Origin of the sequence: Selenomonas sp. FOBRC9, assembly GCF_000287655.1 — a bacterium.
GTDB classification, from domain to species: Bacteria; Bacillota; Negativicutes; order Selenomonadales; family Selenomonadaceae; genus Centipeda; species Centipeda artemidis.
Map to the genome: position 1 here is coordinate 1 of NZ_ALJR01000034.1, position 23,023 is coordinate 23,023.

Below are 23,023 nucleotides of genomic sequence, written 5' to 3' on the forward strand. Positions count from 1 at the left end.
GCAAGCGAAACCGCAAGAACAAGCGCCTGAAAGGGCGTAGCATACAGGAGCGTCCTGCCCTTGTGGACGAAGGCACGGAAATCGGACACTGGGAAGCCGACACCGTTGTCGGATCGCCAAAAGGGCGCGGCGCAGCCGTATTTACCGCTGTGGAAAAGGTGACGCACGACTACATCGCAATCCGCATCTCGGGTCGCACGTGCGCCGGCATTGAAGAAGCCATCGCCCATTTGAAATCGGAATATGGACAGGACCGTTTCAGCCAAGTGTTCAAGACGATTACCGTTGACAACGGGACAGAGTGCGAGACGTTCACGCAGCTTGAGAGCCTCGGCACGAAGGTGTACTTTGCTCCCCCCTACAGCTCATGGGAACGCCCGCAGAACGAGCGTCACAACGGCATCCTCCGCCAATATATCCCCAAAGGAACGGGCATCGACGGATACAGTGACGAGGACATCCTAAACATAGCGGATGAGATAAACAGCCGCCCTCGTCGAGTGCTCGACTATCAAACACCAGCAGAACTGTTTAACACCTTCTTGGATGAAGTATACGCTATTGAAAATGTTTCTTAATTAAATCACTGTTCAACTTGCTCTTGCAATTCACGGAGTATTTTCATTGGCATAAAGTCAGTGTTTTCAAGGTCTGTGGAACGTTTTTGATGTGCGAAGTTTGAGTCAACAACAAATTATCGCATGAGGAAATGGAGGAACTTGCCATGAGCGAACCGGCAATCAAAGAAGCATGGACGGCAACGGACAGGTTCATGCGCGATAAAGTGCTCCGTCTTGCCTATCTTAGCGAGGAAATGAAGGAACATGACTTCGTCAGCGCAATGAATTGGGAGCGGAGAACAGGACTTGCCGAGGGACGCGCCGAAGGGCGTGCTGAGGGGCGCGCCGAGGGACATGCCGAAGGACGCGCCGAAGTCCAAAGAGGGACTGCCCGCCGTATGCTGCGCGCCAAGATGGCGCCCGCCGAGATCGCGGCGCTTCTCGATCTGCCCGAGGAGACGATTCTTGCGTTCGCCAGGGAAGAAAGCGCCGAACGCTAGGCTCTGCTGCGCACGGCTGAAAACACATCACAAAAAGGACTGTAACGACATCGTGCTTTTGACACGTTCGTTACAGTCCTTTTCTGATAGATATGCCGCCGTATATCGCTGATCTTTTTCATCATGGACAACAGGTAGTTTCCGATCCATAAAGACCGCACCGCATTCTTTTAATTTACAAGTGGATCGCAACACATTATAATAATGTCATAATAGGTGATAGACGTTAAGAAAAAGGTGGAATCATGGCGATACCGAAGTACAACGAAATGATGCCCGCAGTTATTGAGTTTCTAGGGGACGGAGAGATGCACACGGCTCTTGAAACAGCACAGTTCGTCGCAAAGACATTTGGGCTGACCGAAGCAGAGCTGCAGGAACGGCTGCCCTCCGGAGTACCGTGCGTGAGTAACCGTGTGGGCTGGGCGCTTGCATATCTAAAGAAAGCCGGTTTGATTGAGCGTCCCAAGCGCGCGTGCTACCGGCTGACGAGAACGGGACAGGAAGCATATCGGAAGGGCTCTGCGTGTGTCACGCTCGAATATCTGCGGCAGTTCCCGTCTTTCACCCCATATGTATCCCATCAAGACCGGAGCAATGCCGGCACACCGTCTGCACCGGAAGCACCGTCCTCGCAGACGCAAAGCCCGCAGGAGATGATGGACGCGGCGCTTGCGGAGCTGAATGCATCGCTTGCTGACGATCTCATGACCGAGCTGATGAAGATTTCGGATACGGATTTTGAGCGATTGGTCGCACATTTGCTCATCAAAATGGGCTACGGTTCGTTCCGTCTCAACGAAGATGCCGTCACGAAGAAGTCGGGCGACGAGGGCATTGACGGTATCATTACGGCGGATAAGTTCGGCTTTGATGCGATCTATATTCAGGCAAAACGCTGGAAACTGGAGTCGACTGTCGGCAGACCCGATATTCAAAAATTCCTCGGCGCACTCGTCGGGCAGGGGGCGACGAAGGGGCTCTTCATCACGACGGGGCGTTTTTCAGAGGGAGCAATCCGCTACGCTGAAAAACAGCTCCACGCAAAGATCGTCCTCGTTGACGGCGTACAGCTGACCAAGCTGATGATCGAATATGATTTCGGCGTATCCTCTGCCGCGACCTATACCATCAAACGCGTGGACTACGACTTCTTCCAAGAGGAGATTTGAGGCTATCGGCTCTTTGCTTCCAAAGCAAAGCACCTTCTCTCCCGTTGACTGTAATCCGAAAACAGCATATAGATGCTGCTGCGCCCGTCTGAAAACGCATCACAAAAAAAGGACTGTAACGACATCGTGTTTTTGACACGTCGGTTACAGTCCTTTTCTTGTATTTAGATGTGCCGCCGTGTATTGTTACAGAGCACGGCAGTGGCGTGCCCCTGCGGATGCGGCATCATGATGTTATTTTTCTTGATGAATTTCTTTCCTATTTTTCGCGGGTGTAAGTATACATCCCGAGGCGGTTGTTGACGAGGTAGAAGATCGGGATGAAGAGCTTTTTCCAGCCGGGCAGGAGGTGCCGCATCTCGTCGGTGAAGTTGATGAGCCCGATCTGCCGCAGCCGCGGTTCGAGTCGGACGACCTCGCTGCCGTCCTTGACGCCCCATCGGAACGGGGCGTTCATATTCTTGATCATGTCGTGGCGTTTGCTCTGTTTCTGTGTGTAGGTGGAAATCAGGTCAAAATATGCCGTAAACTCCGAAAATCCGTCGGTGAGGATGCGGAGGAAGCGCTGCACGTCGCTCTCCTCGAGGTACATGAGAACGCCCTCGGAGACGATGAGGAGCGGACGCCCGTCCGTCTCAACATCCTGCGTCCACGAGGGATCGAGCGCTGATTTCGCGATACAGTGTACGCGTGGATTTTCCTCAAAGAGTTGTTTGCGCCACGCGATCACCTCGGGGAAATCGAGGTCGTACCACAGGACGCGTCCGTCGTCAACGCGGGAGAACCGTGTGTCAAGACCGCTGCCGACGGAGACCACGACGCTGCCCGGATGTACCGTGAGAAACTTGCGGATCTCGGCGTCGATGCTCTTGGCGCGTGCGAGCACGCCGTAGTAGGACGCCCACGCGTGTTTGAACTGGGCAAAGTCATAATCGAGCATCGCGGCAATCTCCCCCGACTTTGTATCGTGCAGCACCGGGTGCGGTGATGCTGCATCCTTTGCACGCACATAGAGCGTCGTGAGCAGAGTCTCCGCGACCCCTTCCAGCTTGATCTTCATTAGAACCTCCGATTCTTTATTGTCGGCCTGCATGCCGTGTTGCCTACAGTTTATTATACGCTCCTGTCGATGGGAGTTCAAGAAAAATAGGATTCGTTCTCATTTGTGAGTGATGATAAATGCGCACAGTGTCTCTATGCCTTGAGCGCAAAGATTCTGCGGATTGATGCCGGTTGCAGCACACAGCCGCAGTTTCTTCAATAGAAAAAGAGCCGGCTGATACATCGATAGGCAAAAAACCGCACAATTCACACATTGTATACCTTTAACATAGGACCTCTGTTTCTTTCCTATGTCTGTAAATTATGATATAATAAAAAACGATTTTTATAAAATTGAAAAGGGGCAATGCATGTATGAAGCACGAAGAAACGGAGTTTATGCGGCACGATCTGCGCCTGCCTGAACTCACTGTGCGAGGAATGCTGCTCGGCGCGATTCTCACCGTCATCTTCACCGCGTCGAATGTGTACCTCGGGCTCAAGGTCGGACTGACGTTCTCCTCGGCGATCCCTGCCGCCGTCATCTCGATGGCGGTGCTCAAGATGGCAAAGGACGCCAACATCCTCGAGAACAACATGGTACAGACGCAGGCGTCCGCGGCGGGTACGCTCTCGTCGATCATCTTCATCATCCCCGGTATGCTCATGATCGGCTACTGGCAAGGATTTGAGTTCTGGCAGACGCTGCTGGTCTCCGCGTGCGGCGGCTGTCTCGGCGTGCTCTTCACGATCCCGCTGCGCCGCGCGATGGTCGTACACAGCGATCTGCCGTACCCGGAGGGAGTCGCCGCGGCGGAGATTCTAAAGGTGGGCGCAAAGGAAACCGTGGACGGAAAACCCGCAGGATCGGGACTGCGCGAAATTTTCTCAGGCAGCATCATCGGCGGATTCATCGCTCTGTGCACAAGCGGCTTCCAAGTCCTCACGAGCACGTTCACCGTATGGATGAGCGTCGGCAAAGGCATGACGCAAATGCCGCTCGGCTACTCCTCCGCGCTCGTCGGCGCGGGGTATCTCATCGGCATCGGGAGCGGCATAGCGATGCTCATCGGCGTTCTCATCGTGTGGGGCGTCTTTGTCCCGTACTTCACGAACACCCTGCCTATGCCCGACGGCATGACGATGCAGGCGTTTGCAAACGATGTTTACCGCAGCAAAGTCCGCTTCATCGGCGCGGGCGCGATGGGCGTCGCGGCGATTTGGACGCTCATCACACTCTCGCGTCCCGTGATTGACGGCATCCGCGAGTCCTTCCGCATGATGCGGATGCCGCAGGAGCAGAAAAAACTGCACCGTATGGATATTGACATGTCATTGAACTCCATTCTGCTGGTCTTTGCCGTCACGGTTGTCGGTCTCCTCGGTGTATTCTACGTATTTGTCGCACCGGAGACACTGCCGATGGGGCAGGCGCTGTCCATCGTCGTGGTCGGCGTCCTCATCGCCGTTCTCATGGGCTTCTTCGTCGCCGCCGCCTGCGCGTATATGGCGGGACTTGTCGGCACCTCGTCGAGCCCGATCTCGGGCATCGGCATCCTCGGCATCATCGTCTCTTCGCTCGTGATGTATGCGCTCTGCTCGTCGTTTGGCATCTTTGCGCTGCCGGGCGGTGAGAAATTCGCAACGGCGACCGCGATCTTTACGACGAGCATCATCCTCGCGATCGCCTGCATCTCGAATGACAATATGCAGGATCTCAAGACAGGCTATCTCGTCGGCGCGACGCCGTGGCGTCAGCAGGTCGCGCTGCTCCTCGGCTGTGTGGTCGGCGCATTCGTCATCGCGCCCGTCCTGAACCTCCTCTATGAGGCGTACGGCTTCACCGGCGCGCTCCCGCGCCCCGATATGGATCCCGCGCAGGCGCTCGCGGCGCCCCAGGCGACCCTCATGACCACCATCGCGCAGGGCATCTTCTCCGGGCAGATCGCATGGGAGTACATCTATATGGGCATCGGCATCGGCGTCCTGCTCGTGCTCGCCGACGTCTCGCTGAAACGCATGACGCGCAGTCTCTACCTGCCGCCGCTTGCCGTCGGTATGGGTATCTACCTGCCCCCGTCCGTACAGACGCCGCTCATTGTCGGTGCGATCTTTGGCTACATCATCAACAAGCGCATACGGGCGACGTCCGGCGCGGAGGAGGAATCCGAGGCAAGACGCCGCGGAACGCTCTTCGCCTCCGGGCTCATCGTCGGTGAGTCCATCATCGGCGTCCTGCTCGCAGGGCTCATCGTCGTATCCGTCTCCGGCGGCGGCGGTGAAGAACCGCTCCGTCTCGTCGGCGGCGACTTCGCAGGCACGGCGGAGTACCTCGGGCTCGGTGTCTTCGTCCTCGTGCTGATTATCTTTGAGCGGTTCGTCAGCGGCACATTTGCAAAGAAATGAGCCAAATACAATTATATATTAAGAAAAGAGAGATATAGTAAAAGGAAGGCGAAAGCCTTCCTTTTTTAGACGTGACGCGGGATTTTCGCGCCTAGCGTCGTTATTCGTCGAATCCTGCGCTCGACGTAGCTCTTAACTACGCCTTCGCTTGGATTCTCCTCATGCCTAGCTATGCATCGAAACTTCCGCGTCACTTACGCTGCGGTGTGGTGCGTGCCGTGACGCGGGATTTTCGCGCCTAGCGTCGTCATCATTATATTTTCATCTGAAGGAGGTGGGCGCGGCGCATATCGCGCCGCAGCACTATGTCGAACCTTATCATCACAGCAGGCATCCCCGTCGCAGCCATACTGCTCATCATCATCGCTGCCGGCATCGTCTATGCCTACGTCAAAGCGCCTCCGTCGACCGCACTCATCATCTCGGGACTCAAACGCACCCCGCGCATCCTTATCGGACAGGGCGGCGTGCGCATCCCCTTCCTCGAGCGCATGGACACCCTTTTCCTCGGACAGATCTCCGTCGACATCAAGACTGAGACCTCCGTCCCCACCAACGACTACATCAACGTCAACGTCGACGCCGTTGCGAAAGTCATGGTCGGGCGGGACGAAGAGAGCGTGCAGCTCGCCGCGCGCAACTTCCTCAACTTCACCGCCGCCGAGATCGCAAAGGATCTCCAGGACTCCCTCGAGGGCAACATGCGCGAAATCATCGGAACACTCACCCTCGAGGCGATCAACACCGACCGCGACAGCTTCTCCGATCAGGTCGTCATCAAAGCCGCACAGGATATGAAAAAACTCGGCATCGAGATCATTTCCTGCAACATCCAAAACGTCACCGACGACAACGGACTCATCGTCGACCTCGGCGCCGACAACACCGCGCGCATCAAAAAACGCGCCGCGATCTCCCGCGCCGAAGCCGAGCGCGACGTCGCCGTCGCCAAAGCACAGGCACAAAAAGAAGCCAACGACGCGCAGGTGCAGGCAAACCTCGAAATCGCCCAGCGCAACACCGATCTCGCCATCCGGCAGGCGGAGCTGAAAAAAGCCTCGGACATCAAGCGCGCCGAAGCCGATGCCGCCTACGAAATCCAATCGCAGGAACAGCAGAAATCCATCCAGACCGCGACCGTCAACGCCCAGATCGCAAAGGCGGAACGTGATCAAGAGCTGAAAAAGCAGGAAGTCTCCGTCCGCGAGCAGGAACTCGCCGCGCAGATTCAAAAACAAGCCGACGCCGAGAAATACGCCGTTGAGCAAAAAGCTGCCGCCGACCTCGCCAAACGCCAGCGCGAAGCCGAAGCCGCCCTCTACGAACAGGAGCGCGCCGCCGAAGCGCAGAAAGCCCGCGCCGCCGCAGCCCGCTACTCCGCAGAGCAGGAAGCTGCCGGCATCAAGGCAAAGGGCGAAGCCGAAGCCGCCGCGATCCAGGCAAAAGGTGAAGCCGAAGCCGCCGCCATGGATCGCAAAGCCGAAGCCCTCAAGAAATACGGCAAAGCCGCCATGGCGCAGATGGTCGTCGAGATCCTCCCGAAAGTCGCCGCCGAAGTCGCAAAACCCATGGAGCGCATCGGCAACGTCTCCATCATCGGCGGCGGTACCGGCACGGGCGCCATGGGCCCCGTCGCCGACAACGTGCCCATCGTCATGGCAAAGACCTTCCAAACAATCAAGGAGACCACGGGCGTCGACCTCGCCGAAATCATGCGCGGCGAAACTTACGACGCCAAGGTCACCAAGAACGTCAACGTCACGGGCGTCGATGAGGGGACGGCGAAGGCTGCCGTCGTCGCGGATTCGATCAAAGAGTAGGCGTGACGCGGGATTTTCGCGCATCTCTGTGTCACTGCGAAAAATCCTGCGCTCGTAGCAGCTTTTCTGCGCCTTCGCGTGGCTTTTTCTAGTTTCTTGCGCTGCATCGAAACTTCCGCGTCACTTAGATTACAGTGTGACAAAGGATTCTGGCACCTCGCTGGATCCGTATGCTGCGCCGCCATAGATCGCGTACGGCAATAGAATACGAAAGCTCCGTACAGGACACGACCTGTGCGGGGCTTTTTCGTGTGTCCGGATTTATTTAGGAAAATGTGCAGCGTATGATGCCCTTTCCAACAAACGAAATTTCTTTCACAAAAAATTCATGAATGGTTTTCTTTGAAATTATAACTTTATAATGAAAACTTGACGGGAAAAAGCCGCCGCTGTATGATATTGAACTAAGATATAATGAGATTTTCTACATGTAGGAAATACGACGGTTAAGTTCAATTCAGCTCGCCGTGGGTTTCGTGTACGATGCATGAGGAGGAGGACATTATGTTCAAAGGAATGAAGGCACAGCGCCGCCTGGCATTTGGCGTAGCGCTCACCCTGTCTGCCGGAGGGAGTCTGCTGTTTTCTTCGTCGGCACAGGCGGCGGAGGAGCATGCGGCGACAATCCCATCGTCGGATACGGCGCATACAGCCGGCATTGACGGCACGACGGAAACAGGCTTCAGCAGTGACAACAAGATCACAGTGGGTGAAGTCGGCGCGTCGGGACCGACGGTCAACGGGGATGTTGTCGGCGGTACCGATGCGAGCGACGTCGCACATAATATACTCACGATCAACAGCATCACGCTCGGCAATGGATATACGGCCTCCGGAGGCAAGAGCGCCGGCGGCGCGGCAATGGGCAACACAGTCAACCTCATGGGCGGTGTGCTCGGCGGCGATGTGTACGGCGGATTCGCAGGCGGCACAGGCGCGACGACGGCCAATACCGTCAATATCGGCGACGGTACGAACGCCGTTGCCACAGGCGCGAAGACGACGGGCACCATCTACGGCGGCAGCAATGCGGGCGATACGACGGGCAACACGCTCAATGTGCGCGGCACCTATGAGGCGGGGAACATCAAGAACTTTTCCTCCGTCAGCTTTGACATCTCCGCAGGCACGGCGGCAGGGACGACATTCCTCACGCTCACGGAGGATGCCGATACGAGCCTGGACTGGTCGGGCGTTCATATCGATGCGGATAAACTCAAAGCATGGGGCAGCGGGAAGACGGGACAGAACAGCATCGCACTCTTAAAGCATAACGTCAACGGCGCGGACCGTCTCAAGCTGACGAATTACAGCGACCGCGCATTGGGGCGTGCGGGCAACAACGAATACGGGCTGCGTGCCAATGTATACGGTTCCGACGCTACAAAGACAGCGGGCTTCATCTATGCCGAGGTCAATCAAGTCAAAGATGCCGACATCAAATACGCCTATAATGGGCCTAACGACCCCTCCACGGTCGCGGGAGGGCTCTCGCGGTACGGATATACCGTCGACAACAACCGACTCACGGTCACGTCGACGGCGCCCGGCGGCATGACCAACATCTACGGCGGCAACACGACGGGAACGGCTGCAGCCGAGGACGAGGGGCATGCGACCAACAACACCGTCACGATCAAGGCGAGCGTCGGGAACAAGAACCTCAGCTATATCTACGGCGGACATACCGATATAGAGGGGAAATCTGCACGGAAAAACCATGTGTTCATGGAGGCAGGCAACAGTACCGGTCTGCTCTTTGGCGGGCAGGCGGAAAAAGGTGTTGCCGAGGAAAATACCGTCGAGATTTCGGGCGGAACTGCGACGGGCAGTATTTACGGCGGCGTCGGCAGGAGCGCGCATAAAAACACCGTGACGATCAAGAACGGCGCGGGCAGTATATCGAAGATATTCGGTGGCTACGCGAATGCTGCGGACGGTAATGCAACAGGAAATACAGTCACCGTAGAAGGAGGCGCATATAACAGCTCCTACATCTACGGAGGTTATGCCTACAATAAAAGCGGCAGCGCGACGGGCAACACCGTGAATGTGGCGGGCGGCACGTTCACCGGCGGCTATATCATGGGCGGTCAGAACAGCAATGCGGACAGAACGGGAATGGTTTCCGGCAACACCGTCACAATCACAGGAGGCACGATGTCCGCGGACGCTGTTTATGTCTTTGGCTCGGCTGCCGGAAATACGGCTGCTGCCGCGGCGGGCAATACCGTCAATCTTGGCGCAGCGGATGGCACGTTCACTAGTACGGCGAGGCTTAACACATGGCTCTATGGTTCTTACTATTATAACGGCGCGCCCGCCGCTATGACCAACGACAGCGACCTCATCAAGGGCAATACGCTGAACGTCAACGCGCAGGGCATTAGTGTCTACGGCATACGAAATTTTGAGAAGTACAATTTCAATCTGACGGATAAAAATATCTCCGGTGGCACGCTGCTGACGACAAGCGACGGCTTTGGCATGACGGTCAAATGGGATAATATCCAATTGAACGCGGATAAACTGAAGACATACGTCGGGTGGGTCAACGGCAAAAACTACTTCACACTGCTGCACTCCAATACCGCAAACGCACTTAAATTTTCTGAGTATGCAGAGCGTACGGGAACCGACGGCGACTACGAATATGCCGTACGCGCCGAAGGTACGACGACAGACGGCATTCGCAGTGCAACGAATGTGACGGCAGACTACAACCGCTACCAAAACGCCAAGACCGTATATAGCGGCGAGGCGACGCCGGACGGAAATATCTACGGCGGCTATTCGAATCAGGGAAGAACGACGACCCACAATGAATTGACCGTAAAGGCGCTGCCGACCGGCGGTCTGAATAACGTCTACGGTGCGATGACCGATACGACGGCGGCGACGGCTCATTCGACCTACAACACGGTCAATGTTGAGAGCACCGTCGGCACGACCGAGACGATCGGCAATGTCTACGGCGGCTATACGAAGGCGACGACGGGCGACGCGACGTACAACACGGTGAACCTGCGCGGCGGTCATATCACAGGCGACGTTTACGGCGGCAAAGCCGACGGCACAGGCGTCACCACGAACAACACCGTCAGCATCGAGGGGACGGGCATCACCGTCGGGGGCGTGATCGCGGGCGGCAATCAGGCTGCCGCCGCGGACAACAAGCTCAATGTCCGCGGCACAGCGTCTGCCAAGACCGTTGAGAAGTTCGACATCATCACCTTTGCACTGAACGCGGTCAAGGCAGGCGGCGACGCCATGCTGACGCTGAACGACGGCGATGATGTGTCAACCGTGACGACCACCACGCTCGACTGGTCGAAGCTCAAGGTCGAAAACGGCACGGGCGGCACTGCGAGCACCTATGAATCGACATGGACGCTGATGCATGCCGGCGGCAACGACAAGCTCGATTTCGGCACAACGTACGATCATGCGAAAGAGCTGGGGGCTGCGGACGGCGACTATGAGCTGACCGTCGATAAGAACGCTGACAATACGAAAGTCACAGCGACGGGCTACCGCTTCCGCAACAATACGGAGGCGGCCTACACCGCGACCGACCAGAATCATGCGGTTGTCTGGGGCGGCCGCTCCGATAAGGGCAACACCGTCGAGAACAATACGCTCACCGTTTCGGGCGGTGAGATCACGGACGGCGTTTACGGCGGACTCGCGACAAAGGGTGCCGCAGAGAGTACGGCGCAGAACAACACGCTGCATCTCACAGGAGGAACAATCAACGACGCGTTCGGCGGCGCTTCCTATAGCAACTTCGACACGCCTGCGACCCGCACGTCGGCAGGCCGCGCCATCGGCAACCGCGTCGTCCTCGACTTTGGCGCGGCGACGGATACCGTCCGCTCCATTACGGGCGGCTACGGCGCGACCGCAACAGACAACACCGTTGAGATCAAGGCGGGCACCGTAAGCGGCGCAGATTTCAACAATCAGCATGTTGCCGCACTCGGTGGGCACTCGGAAACGGATAACGGTACGGCGTCACAGAATTATGTTTCCGTTTCGGGCGGCACGGTCAGCGGCGGTGTGATCGGCGGTGCGGCGAAGAACGGCACTGCCGAGAGGAACACCGTTACCGTTGCGGACGGCACGACCATCACAGGCGCAGTTGCGGGCGGCGGCAGCTATGACTTCACTGCGCAGGATAATACCGGCAGCGGCTCCGGCTCGTACAACGTCGTCCATATCGGCGACAATGTCACGCTCAGCCGCCGCGTCATATCCGGCAATCCTGACATCAATCAAAATGTTCAGGGCGGGCAAGGTGCTGCGGCAAATTACAACCGTGTCATCATCGGGGCTTCTGATTACGACCACAACAAATACATCGGCATGAACATTGGCGGCGGCTACGGCGGCACGGCGAACTACAACACCGTGACGCTGAACGGCACGGTTGTAAAGGGCGATGTTACGGGCGGTCAATCGACGAACGGCGATGCCGTCGGCAATATGGTCAGCCTCTCGGGCGGCTACGTTATGGGCAGCGTTCGCGGCGGCGTTGTCAATGCGACACACCGCAGCCTGAACAACACCCTCGCCGTCCGCGGATTTAATACGAAGGTCGGCGAGATCGACAACGCGAGCGTGCAGAACCTGCATTTCTATATCCCCGCAGGCACGACGGGCGCAGTTCGCGACACGATGCTCTACATCAAGAACGCGCCGACCGCGGGCAAAGACCTGCGCGGTATGAATATCGGCGTTGCGCTTGCGGGCAATCGTCCGACCCTTGGCTTGGGCGATACGATCAGCCTCGTAAAGACCTACAAGGGCAACAGCATGCTGGATGCGGATGCCGTTCCGCTCACGACGGACGATACGCTTGTCAACCGCACCGAAGGCATGCAGGGTGTCAGCCTGCGCTATGGATTTGACCTCATGAAGCGTGCGGACAACGAACTCGTCGCGAAGGTCAACTCCGTTGCCCTCAATGAGCAGACCAAATCCCTCGTTGAGACGCGCGCCGCCAGTGCCGCACTCATCAACAGCGGTGCCGATCTCCTCACGGACAGCGGAATGAACGCAGCGATCGAGGCGGCGTCTGCTGCGCCCCGGACGGTTCCGGGCGGCAGCAACGACTTCAACCTCTGGGCGGCGCAGGGCGGCTCGTCGCTGCGTCTGAACTCCGGCTCCCACGTTGATGCTAAGGGATGGAACATCAACCTCGGCTTTGCCAAGAAAGCGGCCGCCGGACGCAACACCATCACCTACGGCCCGTTCCTCGAGTACGGCCGCGGCACCTATGACTCCTACCTCGACGACGGCACGCACGGCGACGGCAAAACCAGCTACTTCGGCGGCGGCGTCATGGCAAAAGTGCAGAGTGCAGGCGGCACCTACGTCGAAGGAAGCCTGCGCGCAGGCCGCGTCAAGAGCGACTACAACGGCAACATCGCCGGCACGAATACCGGATATGACAACAGCAGCACCTACTATGCGGCACATATCGGCATCGGACAAGAAAAGGAGCTGAAGAACGGCAATACCATCGAAGGGTATGCCAAGTACTTCTACGCACATCAGGGCGGCAATACAACAACCCTGCGCACAGGAGAAACGTACGAATTTGACAGCGTCAACTCCAACCGCATCCGCATCGGCACACGCTACACGCACAAGATGCCGGGCAGCGGCGCATTCTATACCGGACTCGCGTATGAGTACGAGTTCGGCAGCGAAGCTGGGGCGAGCTACCAAGGCTACAGCACGCCGAGCCCGAGCCTCAAGGGGAGCACGGGCATCCTCGAACTGGGCTACCGGTTCACCCCGAAAGAGAGCCGCGTCAGCTACGGCGTGAACCTCATGGGCATGACCGGCAAGCGGCGGGGCATCACGGGCGGCGTACAGATGACCTGGGCATTCTAAAAGAGATTCAAGCATAACAAAAGAGGCGATCGGCAGATCGCCTCTTTTGTGTGTCCGGAGGGCTGCGAGTTATGCGCCAAAATCCCACATCACATTGCTCAATGGTGGAACAACCTGATATGTGTCATCGCCATCGCAATCCCATATTTATCGCACGTCTCGATGACATTGTCGTCGCGGATGGAGCCGCCGCTCTGCGCGATGTAGGAGACGCCGCTGCGGTGCGCGCGCTCGATGTTGTCGCCGAACGGGAAGAACGCGTCCGAGCCGAGGGAGACGCCGCTGATCGTCCTTAGATACGCGCGCTTTTCCTCGGCGGTAAAGGGCACGGGCTTTTCCGTGAAGAGCCGCTGCCAGTCGGCGGCGAGCTGCGCATAGTCCTCCGCGTCGCCTGTGATGTAGACGTCGATCGCGTTGTCGCGGTCAGGACGACGTACATCGGCGCGGAAGGGGAGGGCGAGCACCTGCGGGCTTTGGCGGAGCTGCCATGTGTCCGCCTTGCTTCCCGCGAGCCGCGTGCAGTGGACGCGCGACTGCTGCCCCGCGCCGACGCCGATCGCCTGTCCGCCCACGGCATAGCAGACGGAGTTGGACTGCGTGTATTTCAGCGTGATGAGGGCGAGCAGGAGGTTGCGCCGCGCATCCGCCGGAATGTCCTTTGCCCGTGTCGGGATGTCCCTCAGGCAGTCCTCGGTGATGCGTATGTCGTTGCGCTGCTGCTCGAACGTGACGCCGTAGACGTCCTTGTGCTCGAGCGCGGGCGGCACATAGTCTGCGTCCATTTGGAGGACGAGATAGCTGCCCTTGCGCTTGCTCTTCAAAATCTCGAGCGCACCGTCGGTGTAGCCGGGCGCGATGATGCCGTCCGAGACCTCGCCGCGCAGGAACGCCGCAAGGCTCTCGTCGCAGATGTCCGAGACGGCGGCAAAGTCGCCGTAGGAACTCATGCGGTCGGCGCCGCGTGCGCGCACATAGGCGGCGGCGACGGGAGAGAGGGAGAGCCCCTCCGCGTGGCAGGCGCGGGCAAGCGTCTCCGGCAGCGGCAGTCCGAGCGCTGCGCCCGCGGGGCTGACGTGCTTGAACGAGGCGGCGGCGGGCAGCCCCGACATCTCCCGCAGCTCGCGTACGAGCTGCCAGCTGTTTAGAGCATCGAGCAGATTGATATACCCCGGACGCCCGTTCAGCACGGTAAAGGGCAGACCGCCCTCGGCATAGACGCGCGCGGGCGTTTGGTTCGGATTGCAGCCATATTTCAGTGCGAGTTCATTCATCATGAGCGCTCCTTTTCTTCCCCGGTAAAATACTTTCACGGCTATCATATCACAAAGACGCGGCGATGACCATCTCATGCGGTTTTTTCTTGAATACCGCCATACGATACAGTAAAATAATCATAGGTCGAACGGTATAGAAACGAGGCGAGGTCTATGCAGGACTTGCAGGAGCAGATTGACGCGCAGGTGCGAGAGATCGTGGAAAGAAAAAAGAAACGCCGGACGAGCACAGGGGACCCGGAAGGAATTGAATATAAATACAAATTCATGCTGCTGACCATGTAGTCGGCATGACATGAAGATGTACAAGAAAAAACGAAAAATTCTAAATACTATATTTTCCCTGCATGATGTAGTATAATATATATTGTCAGGCTAAAATGGAATGAGAACGGGGGGCGGGAATGTGACGCCGAGACTCGGGCATATCGCGTTTTTGAATGTGCTGCCGCTGACGTATGCGCTTGCGCACGGGGCGGCGGAGGGGCTTGATATTCTGCGCGCATCGCCCGCCCGGCTGAACGGTACGCTTGAGGAGAAGGGACTCGACATCTCGGGGATCTCCTCGATCACCTACGCGCGGCACGCGGGCGAGCTCCTCATTCTGCCCGATGTTTGCATTGCGTCTGACGGCGATGTGCGCAGCGTGCTCCTCGTCTCGCGCGTCCCTGCCGAGGAGATCGGCACGCGGCGCGTGCTGCTCTCGGATAAATCCGTCTCGTCCCATGCATTGCTGAAGATTATTCTGCGCCGCGCGTATCAAGCCGCACCCGATTACGAGGTGCGCGCGCTCACACCGGCAGATCCCGTGCCGGACGGGGCGGCGGCATCCCTGTTCATCGGAGACGACGCGCTCGAACTCTATCACCGACCGCCCGAAGGCTGCCGCATCTATGACCTCGCGCACGAGTGGAAGCTCCTCACGGGACACCGCATGGTGTTCGGCATCTGGGCGGCGGCGCGCACCTTTGCGGCGGTGCATCCGGCGGAGCTCCGCATGATTCACGCGCGGATCAAGGGCGCGTTCGATGGCTGGGATCGTGTGCGGGATGCGGCGATCGGCGAGGTGCTTGCGGATGGACGGTTCACGTACGCACAGCTCTCGGCATACCTCGGCAATGCCGTTGTGTGGCGGCTGGATGCGGAGACGATCGCGGGGCTGCGCCGGTTCTACGCATATGCGGCGGAGGACGGGCTGATCCCCGCCGCGCCTGCGCTTGCGTTTGCTCCGGTTTGACGTGGAGCGCGCTTTATAGTAAAATATAACCAAATTAAAGGAACAGAAAAGAAGGGAGCGCGATGATAGATGCAGGTGTGGAAACTGCTTTTAGCGGCAAAAGGACTCCTTTGGGGCGTACGGAAACTCCGTGAGAGAAAACATTTTCGGCGCGGGATCATCGCGGGGGCGGCGATTGCCCTCGTTGCCCCCCTCGCGATCCATGCACCCGCCGAGGCGGCGCAGATCCTCGTGAAGGAGGGGATGCGCGGCGGCGCCGTGCAGCATGTGCAGGAGCTTCTCATAAAGGCGGGCTACCTTGAAGAGGGCGGTGCGGATGGCATCGCGGGGGCAAAGACCCGTGCGGCGATTGAGCACTGCCAAGCCGATCATATGCTCGTTGTAGACGGTATCTGCGGGGAGGCGACCTACCTCGTCCTCTCGGGCGGCGTTCCCTATGATCCCGCGGCGCTCGGCATCCGGGACGAGCGGCCGGCAGAGGTGAGCCGCGGCAGCGGGCGCTCCCTCTTCGTCTCGGCGACGGCGTACAGTGCGCACGATCCCGGCAACGGCAGCCGTACGGCGATGGGGACGCCCGTGCGGCACGGCGTCATCGCCGTCGATCCGTCGGTGATCCCCCTCGGCACGCGGGTCTTTATCCCCGGCTACGGCGAAGCGGTCGCGGAGGACGTCGGCGGCGCGATTCACGGCAACCGCATCGACGTTGCGTTTGACACGCACGAAGAAGCCATTTTCTTTGGATGGCAGGAACTGGAAATTTTTATCATGGAGTAGATGTAAACCGTTATGAAACTCACTGTAGAGCGGCAGAATGAACTGATCCGCTGGACCGCGGCGGCGGGCGCGTATTTCCTCGCCCTCACTGCCGCCGACATCAATATGGGGCAGGACATGGGCGCGGAGTATTTTGTACCCGCGCTCATTCCTATTCTCGGGATGCTCGTGCTCATGCAGTACGGCACGGGTGTCTCTATCTTCTCGCGCGGCATGTGCGCCCCGCTCATCACGGGCGTGCTCTGGAGCGTCACATTCCCTCTCCTCTACGCGTGGACGTACGCGCAGGACTGGTACCGCTCGCTCATCTATTATGACTTCCTCATCGGCACGGGGCAGATGATGATGCTCGCGGCGCTCGGCGGCGTCCTCTTCCATCTCGGGCGGAAAAAACTGACCGCCGCACTCCTTGCGATTCTATCCTTTCTCATGGCGCTTATTCCAATGACGCAGATCGCGTACTACATGACTGTCTGGCACGCGCTCTCGCCCGCCTCGCTCATGGCGCTCTACCTGACGAACTGGCACGAGGCGGGGGACTACATCGAATCCACGGTCGGCACTGTGCCCGCAGTATTTATCACGATCGGGCTCTTGGCACTGATTTATCTCTCCTATCGGAGCTTTCTCGCGCTCGGGCGCAGCATTTATCCTGCGGCGGAGGGGACGCGCATGGGCGCGCTCCTTCTTGTCATGATCATCGCCGCCGCCGTCCATATCACACTCATTCCGGAGTGCTCCATCGCGGGCGTCTACAAGGACGTCACGGACTATGTGGAGCAGACGCAGACCTACGGTCTCCACCGGGACGAGCGGTACGACTCGCTCATCATCGACAGGGAGAACACCCTCGCCGCACGCGCGCCCGGCACGGTCATCTTCATCATCGGCGAGTCCGCTTCGCGCGACTACATGCATATCTACACGCCGGGCTTCCCGTACGACGATACGCCGTGGATGGAGGAGATGACGCAGAATCCCGGATTTATCCTCTATCAAAATACCTATTCCTCGTGGACGCAGACCGTCCCCGTCCTCGAACGCGCGCTCACGGAGAAGAGCCAGTACAACGACAAGGAGTTCTTCGAGTCTGCATCGCTCCTCGACGTCGCGAAAAAAATCGGCTACAAGACCTACTGGTTCAGCAATCAGGGGCGCTACGGACAGTTTGACAGCGCCATCACGATGGTCGCAAAGACGGCGGACGAGGCGGAGTGGACGGACGACTCCTATACCTTTACGTCGAAATACGACGAAGAACTCCTCCCGTATCTCACGCGCATCGATCCGCACGCGAACAATTTCATCGTCCTGCACCTCATGGGCAGTCACATCTACTACAACAACCGCTATCCCGGTGAGTGGGCGAAGTTCGAATCGGCGGCGGGCGACTCCACAATGACGAGCGCGCCGTCGTATGCGAACAGCGTCCTCTACACCGACCATATCCTCAAAGAGATTTTCGACTATGCGCAGAAGAACCTCAACCTGCGCGCCATGGTCTATTTCTCCGACCACGGCGAGAATCTCAAGATCTCGCACAATCCGGACGTGTTCAAGTTCGATATGGTGAAGATCCCGTTCTTCATCTACCTCTCGCCTGAGTACCGCGCCGCGTTCCCGCGCCGCAGCGAGATCCTGGCATCGCGCCGCGAAGCGTACTTCACGAACGATATGATGTATGACACTGTCTGCGGGCTGCTCGGCGCACCGAGCAACCGCTACGACCCCCTGCAGGACTTTTCAAGTCCATCCTACGGGTTCACGCGCGAGACGCTGACGACCATGTTCGGGATGCACCGCCTCACGGAGGACACCGAGCCGCCGATCTACGCCGTGCCGGGCGCAGTACCGCAGGAAAAATAATAGAGCGCAAAAAGAATTGCCGCAGAGATGGTATGCGTCTTTGCGGCAATTCTTTTTATTGCACGTGTCCGTATTGTTCCGAACCACCGGAACACGGTTGCGAACCACTTTTCTTTATCGTATAATCTAGGGGAATCGGAGGGAGGGATGCCCATGCTGCACGCGATCATCGACATCGGTTCGAATACCATACGCATGGCGATTTACCGCATCGAGGGAGGTTCGTTCGACCTCTTGATGAAGCGGAAATATACCGTCGGGCTTGCCGCGTATCTGGAAAAAGGGCGGCTTGTGCGTGACGGCATCGAGAAAACGGTCAGGATTCTGCGCGGGTTCCGGAGCTATATCGAGACTTTTGATATCCGCAGTGTTCATGCTTTTGCGACCGCAGCGCTGCGCACAGCGACGAACAGCCGCGCTGTTTGTGAGGAGCTTGCGCGCCGCACGGGCGTGCGGATCCGCATCATCTCGGGGGACGAAGAGGCGGCGTATGACTTCATCGGCGCCGTACAGAGCATCCCGTATCCGGACGGCATCATGATGGACATCGGCGGCGGCAGTACGGAGATCGTCTCCTATGCGGATGATCGCATGGGTGCGCGTTATAGCCTGCCGATCGGATCGCTTGCACTGCGCCGGGAGCATGTTGCAGACCTGCTGCCAACGCGTGAGGAATGTCGCCGAATGGAGGAAGCAGTGCGCGCCGTTCTTGCGGACTTCCCCGGCGTATGCGCTCTGCGTGCGCGTCATATACTGGGTCTGGGCGGCGTTCTCAGCAGTGCGAGCCGCATGTATGAACTCCTGCATACGGATGCCGTACCGCGCGTACTGCGTGCAGATTCACTCCCGCAGCTCATAGAGATGTTCAGTACGGCGGCACCTCTTGACGAGGAGCGGGCCGTACTCCTCCTGCGCGCCGCGCCCGACCGTCTGCATAACATCGTTCCCGGCATGATCATCGCCCGGGTGCTTGCCGAAACCTTCGCCGCCGAGGATATTTTCTACAGCGACTCAGGCGTCCGTGAGGGCTATATCCGCAAAGAGATCATTGGGATCGCGGGAACTTGACGATTTGCTCCGACGGTGATACAATACAAGTATAAAAAGAGGGCACTGCAGATAAGCGGCTGTCCCCCTCATAGATGCAAGAAACTCCGCCTATTGTTGGGGAACGTCAGGCGGAGTATTCTTATGCTTTTATCGCAATAATGCCGGAGAGGAGCAACACGAGCACGGTGAGGAACTCATAGATGTTCATACCAATCACCCCCCTGTTATATATTGTTAGGGGGAAGAAGACCGCCTACCGTAGTTAGCAGTGCCTTATATACAGTATAGCATAGCGAAACATATGTTGCAATATATCCATGAAAAGCCCGTTGCGGACGCATCCGCGGCGGGCTCTTTGTATGCCTTTAGAACTACTAGAACGGAGAGACGGGCATGGGGGAGGGACATACATCACTATGCATATAAATAATAGCTATTATGAAACTTTTGTATAATGAATATTAGTTATTGAAATTATTGTAATCTTTTGTTAGTATAGTGCTTAGGGCGGATTGCTCATAACAATTTTATATGAGGAGGCGTGTTTAACTTGGAGAACATGAGTAAAGAAGCGCTTGCCGTCAAGGAAGCGGAACAGGCTTTTGACCGCAAGCGCCGCATGGTCGGGTTGTTCGGAGCACCCGTGCTCGCGATGCTCGTCTTTCTGACGCCGATCGACGCGATTTCTCTTGAGGCGCACAAACTGCTCGCCATCATGGTGCTTGTGGCGCTCTGGTGGATCACGGAGCCCATCCCGATCCCTGCGACATCCTTGCTCGGCCCAACGCTTGCGGCGGTCACGGGCGTCGTGCCTGCCGCGACGGCATATGCTGCGTTCGCTAATCCAATGATATTCCTCTTCATGGGCGGGTTCATCCTCGCCACGGCGATGATGGAGCACGGTCTTGACAAACGCTTTGCCTATTGGCTCCTCTCGCGCCCGTGGGTCGGTTCGAATCCGCGCCGCATCTTCCTTGCCGTCGGTCTTGCCGCCGCCCTCTGCTCGGGATGGGTCAGCAATACGGCGACGGCGGCGATGATGTTCCCCATCTGCCTCGGCCTGCTCAAATCCATTCAGGAAATGTTCGGCGTCAACGGGCGAAAAATCGATCTGCACGATTACAAGTACGCAACCGGGCTCATGCTTATGACCGCATACGGTTGCTCCATCGGCGGTGTGCTCACTCCGATCGGGACGCCGCCGAACCTCATCATGCTCGGCTTTCTCGATCAGATGGCGGGCATCCACATCTCGTTTTTTGAATGGATGGTCTGGGGCGCGATCGCAATGGTCTCATATTTTATTCTTGCCTCGGTGATCCTCATGCACTTCTTCCCCGCCGACGTCGAAAAGATCGACGGCGCGGAGGAGTTCATCCGGCAAAAGATCGCGGAACTAGGCCCGTGGACGCGCGCACAGAAAAACACGCTGGTCGGCTTCTCTCTCGCCGTGTTCCTCTGGGTGCTGCCCGGGATTCTCTCCATCGTGCTGGAGCCGTCCGATCCGCTGCTGAAAACCTACAATGAGCTGTTTTCTGAAGCCGTTGTCGCGATGGTAGGCGCGCTGCTGCTCTTTTTGCTGCCGATTCGGTTCAAACAGCATCATTTCACAATGGATTGGAAAGTCGCTTCCGGCGGCATCGAGTGGGGGACGCTCGTACTCTTCGGCGGCGGGCTTTCGATGGGCGGCATGATGTATAAGACGGGGCTTTCCACATGGCTCGGCGACCTCATCATCGAGAACCTCGGGAGCGATCTTTCGCAGGTCACGCTGATCGCGCTATTTGCCGTGATGACGCTCTTCTTCTCCGAGCTGACCAGTCACACGGCGGCGACCAATATGATTGGCCCTCTTGCGATTACCGCGGCGGTTTCCGCGGGATTCAACCCCATTCCCGTGGCGGTTGGCGTTGCCCTCGGCGCGCTCGGATTTATGCTCCCCGTATCGACGCCGCCGAACGCGATCGTCTATGCGAGCGGATATATCCCCATCACGAAGATGATCCGTACCGGCTTCTGTGTCGACGTGATCGGCATATCCTGCATCACCATCCCTCTGACGGTTTATTTTGTCACATGGCTTGTGAATCCTTGAACGTACTAAGGAGTCTTGGATATAAAAAACTGCCGTACCGAAGCGCTGCGCCTTGGTACGGCAGTTTCTATATGCTGCGATTATGTATCGTCGCTTTCGCCCAGCCACTCCTCGGAGGAGATGGGGCTGTCCTTGACGAGTGCGACGATCTCTTGATGTGACTGCTCAATTTCTTCGGGAGAGAGGATCTGTGTCAGCGGTTTTGCAAGGAGCAGACCGATGTACGCCATATCCTCTTCCTTGAGCGAGCGCGTTGTCGGATTGGACGTCGAGAGACGCAGCGCATGGAGGAACAGTCCGGGGTTCATCGTGGGGATGTCTTCCACACGGACGCGGATACCCATGCGATTGATCACGCTCGACGCTTCGTCCATATTCACACTGCCCGTCGCGGAGGCGAGCACGAGATGCGTATCCGTACCGCCGCAGAGCACCGAGGCTCCATGGTCGGCAAGGGCGCGCGCGAGGACTTCGGCGTTTTTGAGCACCTGTTCCCCGTAGCGGCGGAACTTTTCGCTCGCCGCTTCGCGCAGCACGACGCCGAGCGCCGCGAGGTGGTTCATATGGAGGGCGACATGTCCCGTATTGACGATGGCGGCGTCCATGCAGGCGGCGATGTCGCGCTTGCAGAGGATGACCGCGCCGTCGGGACCGCGCAGAGATTCGGATGTCGAGAAGGTCACAACATCAGCGAGCGCCACGGGCGAGGGCAGAAGCCCCGCCGCAACGAGTCCGACGCACTGGCTGATATCCACCCAGAGATAGGCGTCCACGGACTGCGCGATCTCATAGAGAATGCGGTAGTCTACCGTGCGCGGATAACTCACCGGCGAGAAGATGATGAGACGCGGACGCACACGCTCTGCGTGCGCACGCACCTCGCCCCAGTCGATCTGCTGCGTCGAAGAATCGATGCCGTAATTCTCGAACACGTACGAGAGCCCCGTGCTGTGATCTTTCTTGCGCAGGTTAAAAGAGAGAACGCAGTCGCCCGGCTGGAGCAAGCCCTGGAAGACGACCCGCGAGGCGGAGGCGATACTGCCAAGCCGCACAATCGCATGGTCGCTGCCGAACAGCGTCCGGGCGCGCGTTTGCACAATGGATTCGAGATGAATGCCCCCGATTGCCGTTTCGTCGTGGCGGTCAAAGATGCTATTCGTGAGGATGCTCCCCTCGAGATACGCCGCGAACGGTGACATAGCGTTGGTATTCGGCAGGAAGGAGAGGGTGTAGCGCTGGCGCTGTTCCTCATCTTCGAGCAGTGTGTAGATCTCCTCGTCGAACGATTTCAGATGGTTGAGCAACTCTTTCTTTTTCATCGTCAGTT

The 23,023-nt window shown here is 58.0% G+C and carries 15 protein-coding genes; 12 read left to right on the forward strand and 3 right to left on the reverse strand.

Annotated features, from left to right (window positions below; genetic code table 11):
* The 3 genes from HMPREF1147_RS08635 to HMPREF1147_RS08645 form a co-directional block, all read left to right on the forward strand.
* The coding region (locus HMPREF1147_RS08635) for an IS30 family transposase (protein ID WP_037351001.1) at positions 1–578 on the forward strand (578 nt) is incomplete at its 5' end.
* Positions 579–724: 146 nt separating this feature from the next.
* Positions 725–1,060 carry a hypothetical protein gene (locus tag HMPREF1147_RS08640; RefSeq protein WP_232208070.1) on the forward strand — a complete coding sequence of 112 codons (336 nt, stop codon included), beginning with the start codon at positions 725–727 and terminating at the stop codon, positions 1,058–1,060.
* Positions 1,061–1,305: 245 nt separating this feature from the next.
* The gene (locus tag HMPREF1147_RS08645; RefSeq protein WP_009658545.1) at positions 1,306–2,232 is read left to right on the forward strand and encodes a restriction endonuclease; all 927 of its coding nucleotides are present in this window, start codon (positions 1,306–1,308) and stop codon (positions 2,230–2,232) included.
* A 259-nt stretch (positions 2,233–2,491) separates the two neighbouring features.
* On the opposite strand, the gene HMPREF1147_RS08650 is transcribed toward HMPREF1147_RS08645, so the two are convergent.
* Positions 2,492–3,292 carry a class I SAM-dependent methyltransferase gene (locus tag HMPREF1147_RS08650; RefSeq protein ID WP_009658540.1) on the reverse strand — a complete coding sequence of 267 codons (801 nt, stop codon included), beginning with the start codon at positions 3,290–3,292 and terminating at the stop codon, positions 2,492–2,494.
* A gap of 356 nt (positions 3,293–3,648) precedes the next feature.
* Here HMPREF1147_RS08650 and HMPREF1147_RS08655 point away from each other — a divergent pair, with 356 nt between their 5' ends.
* The 3 genes from HMPREF1147_RS08655 to HMPREF1147_RS08665 all read left to right on the forward strand — a co-directional run bounded on the left by HMPREF1147_RS08655 (position 3,649) and on the right by HMPREF1147_RS08665 (position 13,400).
* The gene (locus HMPREF1147_RS08655) at positions 3,649–5,679 is read left to right on the forward strand and encodes an OPT family oligopeptide transporter (RefSeq protein ID WP_009658539.1); all 2,031 of its coding nucleotides are present in this window, start codon (positions 3,649–3,651) and stop codon (positions 5,677–5,679) included.
* Between the two features lie 305 nt (positions 5,680–5,984).
* Positions 5,985–7,499, forward strand: coding sequence for a flotillin family protein (locus HMPREF1147_RS08660; RefSeq protein WP_009658547.1), 1,515 nt, complete (start codon positions 5,985–5,987; stop codon positions 7,497–7,499).
* A 504-nt stretch (positions 7,500–8,003) separates the two neighbouring features.
* Positions 8,004–13,400, forward strand: coding sequence for an autotransporter outer membrane beta-barrel domain-containing protein (locus HMPREF1147_RS08665; protein WP_009658552.1), 5,397 nt, complete (start codon positions 8,004–8,006; stop codon positions 13,398–13,400).
* Between the two features lie 98 nt (positions 13,401–13,498).
* On the opposite strand, the gene HMPREF1147_RS08670 is transcribed toward HMPREF1147_RS08665, so the two are convergent.
* Entirely contained in the window at positions 13,499–14,671 is a 1,173-nt protein-coding gene (locus tag HMPREF1147_RS08670) for a phosphoribosylaminoimidazolecarboxamide formyltransferase (RefSeq protein ID WP_037351349.1), read from the reverse strand.
* A gap of 156 nt (positions 14,672–14,827) precedes the next feature.
* On the opposite strand from HMPREF1147_RS08670, the gene HMPREF1147_RS12365 reads away from it, so the two are divergent.
* The 6 genes from HMPREF1147_RS12365 to HMPREF1147_RS08695 all read left to right on the forward strand — a co-directional run bounded on the left by HMPREF1147_RS12365 (position 14,828) and on the right by HMPREF1147_RS08695 (position 21,696).
* Positions 14,828–14,959 carry a hypothetical protein gene (locus tag HMPREF1147_RS12365; protein WP_009658543.1) on the forward strand — a complete coding sequence of 44 codons (132 nt, stop codon included), beginning with the start codon at positions 14,828–14,830 and terminating at the stop codon, positions 14,957–14,959.
* 121 nt (positions 14,960–15,080) lie between these two features.
* On the forward strand, positions 15,081–15,911 hold the full coding sequence (locus HMPREF1147_RS08675) for a menaquinone biosynthesis protein (RefSeq protein ID WP_009658555.1): 831 nt from the start codon (positions 15,081–15,083) through the stop codon (positions 15,909–15,911).
* Between the two features lie 69 nt (positions 15,912–15,980).
* On the forward strand, positions 15,981–16,685 hold the full coding sequence (locus tag HMPREF1147_RS08680) for a 3D domain-containing protein (RefSeq protein ID WP_009658550.1): 705 nt from the start codon (positions 15,981–15,983) through the stop codon (positions 16,683–16,685).
* Between the two features lie 12 nt (positions 16,686–16,697).
* Complete coding sequence (locus tag HMPREF1147_RS08685) at positions 16,698–18,551, forward strand: phosphoethanolamine transferase (protein ID WP_009658537.1); 1,854 nt, start codon at positions 16,698–16,700, stop codon at positions 18,549–18,551.
* 153 nt (positions 18,552–18,704) lie between these two features.
* Positions 18,705–19,619 carry a phosphatase gene (locus HMPREF1147_RS08690; RefSeq protein ID WP_009658549.1) on the forward strand — a complete coding sequence of 305 codons (915 nt, stop codon included), beginning with the start codon at positions 18,705–18,707 and terminating at the stop codon, positions 19,617–19,619.
* A gap of 541 nt (positions 19,620–20,160) precedes the next feature.
* Complete coding sequence (locus HMPREF1147_RS08695; protein WP_175282279.1) at positions 20,161–21,696, forward strand: DASS family sodium-coupled anion symporter; 1,536 nt, start codon at positions 20,161–20,163, stop codon at positions 21,694–21,696.
* An 80-nt stretch (positions 21,697–21,776) separates the two neighbouring features.
* On the opposite strand, the gene HMPREF1147_RS08700 is transcribed toward HMPREF1147_RS08695, so the two are convergent.
* Positions 21,777–23,015: a hypothetical protein gene (locus HMPREF1147_RS08700; protein ID WP_009439383.1), complete on the reverse strand. Its 1,239-nt coding sequence runs from the start codon at positions 23,013–23,015 to the stop codon at positions 21,777–21,779.
* Positions 23,016–23,023 lie beyond the last annotated feature (8 nt).